The organism is Candidatus Cloacimonadota bacterium (assembly GCA_020532355.1).
GTDB lineage: Bacteria > Cloacimonadota > Cloacimonadia > Cloacimonadales > Cloacimonadaceae > UBA5456.
In genome coordinates, this window is the sequence record JAJBBD010000048.1 from 1 (window position 1) to 2,983 (window position 2,983).

The 2,983-nt window shown below is 41.6% G+C and carries 1 protein-coding gene; it reads left to right on the forward strand.

The features are described 5' to 3' along the window. Positions 1–13: 13 nt before the first annotated feature. On the forward strand, positions 14–2,983 hold a 2,970-nt coding region (locus tag LHW48_01460), incomplete at its 3' end, for a hypothetical protein (GenBank protein MCB5259131.1).

Consider the following 2,983-nt stretch of genomic DNA (forward strand, 5'->3'; position numbering starts at 1 on the left):
ATCATGCTTGCTGATGGCAGATCCTACTCGAGATCCCTGGCTGGTTTCTCTTGATAACGAGTTTCTTGACAGTGAGATGACATTTGCTCCAATAGCCGCATGGGAATCTGCTGGATCAAATGCCATTATCGATTCTGTGTTTTTCATAGATGTATCTGATATACCGGACGATGTAACTTATGAATTCGAAGGGGTCGACACCCCAATCCCTGAAGCACAATCTGGTGAAGGATTCGATAATTCGTTAACCTTCAATGAGTTAATTAAGTGGATCAATTCTAACGTTGATTCAGTACTTGTCCACACTCAGATTATCATTCCACCCGGGATTTATAACTTCAGCGATCAGATTATCATGCACACCAATATCAGTCTTAAGGGAGCTGGGTCTGATTTAACGGAATTGAGATTCTTGATCCAATCAGATCCAACGAGCGGGACAATGACTCAAGATGATTGCCGAAAAGATGCAATTCGAATAAATGGAAGTGATGATGCACCACTTTCCAATGTCGGTATCGAAGACTTAAAGATAGTCAGAATCAGGGAGTTTCTTTCGGAAGGCGAGATATGGAGTTACGTTAAGGTTAGAGTTGGTGATCCAAAAGAATATGCGGGTAACAATATAGCTATCCGATTTGCAAACAACTGCTGGGTGAAGGGAGTCGCCAGCGAAAAACCCTTCCGCAATCATGTTACAATGCAATCAGCACATCATGTGACAGTTTCCGGAGTGTATTTTCATTTAGCAAATCACTACCGCGGAGGTGGATTTGGGTATGGAGTAGGCCTGTGGGATAGTAGCAATAATTTAATTAGCAACTCAATATTCGATCACCTAAGGCACGGTGTAACTGTTGTGGATGGTAGCAAGTACAATGTGATATCGTACAATTATTTCCTAAATCAATATTCCTCAGAGTTTAATGAAGACTTTCCTGGGTGGACTCAATGGGCACTCCCAACAGATGTAAATACCACTCCGCGAGGCGATATTGCAATTCACGGAGAGGCTGAAAATCATTGGTTCCACGAAAATCCTGACACTCTTTATACAGATGATCCCAGCAAAAGACCGATGAATAACCTGATTGAGGGAAATTGCCTAAGAAATTTGGAGGTTGATGGAACTCATGAATACAATGGGTCGCACAACACATTTTTAAGGAATCGTGTGAAAGGACAAATTCATGTTCACGGGAGAGATGGATATACCGATAGTTTCTTAACTTGGGCTCAAGCATGGTTTGTTGGTTGGTCTCTATGGGATTTCCCATATGTACTAAGCCTATTCCCTGTTCATTATCTTGTCAGTAAAACATGTGTTGATTGTACTGCACTTAAATTCGATAAGGGCGATTACTTTAAAAACCAACCCCGCCAGCTTTTCGTTAACAATTATGCCAGAGAGCGCCATTGGTGGAGAAGCCAGATCCAGGACTATCCTGTGAGATTGCACAGCCAAACATCACAGTTTCAAGCAAATACTCTCAAGGATTATGCCACTTGGTGGGGTGGTGTTAAGAAAGTGACAACAGATAGGGACTCTGATTTTGATGGTGCCACATCTTTTTATAATTTTGATTCAGGCACGCAAGCAAAACCATATTTCTGGCCCGATATGATAACATGGCCGTACAATTACAAAAGAGATGAGAATCCAGCTCAACAGAGGTTTCATTTTGGTGATAAGTATACAGTGGGCTCCGATGATAATACAAGTTTCGTTTCAATACATCACATAACAGCCGATACTCTGCTAGTGGAAGACCTGGTAATCAATCCAGGACGTTTGATGCTTGTTGAGCCGGGCGTTACAATATCGATTAGTAACGGAAAACGGATAAAGATTCATGGATCTCTAATTGCCAACGGAACGGAGGCAGAACCCATAACCTTTACCAGTTCTGATTCACTTAGTACTTGGCGAGGAATTGAGGTAACACAGAAAGACAATAAACCACTACCCAGTATATCACTGAACAACTGCAATATCAGTAGGACAAACAAGAGAGCACTCTTCCTGGAAAGCTACTCTGAGGCACATATTGATTCTTGCCGGTTTGTTAACAATCAGGATCATGGGGCCATAAGTTCACGAGATGGAAGCTTATATCTCTCCAATAGCCTGTTTTCAGGCAACAGTATTTACTCAAATTCACAAAAGAACGGAGCTGCATTGTTTCTCGAAAACACTGATGCTCATGTTTCCAACACAATATTCGCTGGCAATGTGAGTAAAAGTAGCATTACAGGAACAGTCCATGTTAAGCGCATGGTTGGGGACGAGAACAGGAAAATCGAGTTCTTCAACTGCTACTTTAGCAGCAACACATTTGACACAAATACATCAAATGAGAATATAGGTTTAGCAATCTACTCTCAGGACTATGAAGGGGCATTAGACATATGCAACTGCTCTTTCATAAACCAGCCACAAGAAATATTCAGCACGTTAAACAACGATGTATTTATCACGAATGGCTTATTTTGGAACAGTAGCAGCGCTCCTCATTTCATCAAATCTAATCAGACGAATCCACTCTTTTCATTTATGGTAAGCAAGAGCTTCATCCCCGATTACACGCAAAGCCCGAATATAAATAACTATACTGTCCTTGATACGGTTTATACTGGCAATGCAATGTTGCATCTTGATACAGAGAGTAACCTATACTCACCCCAAGAATTGTCTTTTTTGGTAAATGCAGGAAACAATGGTGTTCAGGGTCTGGAATCATACATAGCTACGGATCTGTTAGGAAATCCCAGGTATTGCGGATCTGGCATTGATATCGGAGCGATCGAAGTGATGAAACCGGAGGTCAGCATAGCTGATTCATTGGTAGATTTTGGTGACGTTCCAGTGTTCGAAGAACAGGTTTTGGTATATCGCGTAGAAAACATCGGCACAGAAGATCTGATTTTAGATAACCCAAACTTCCCAGAGGGCTACTCCACTGATATCAGCTTCCCTTACATA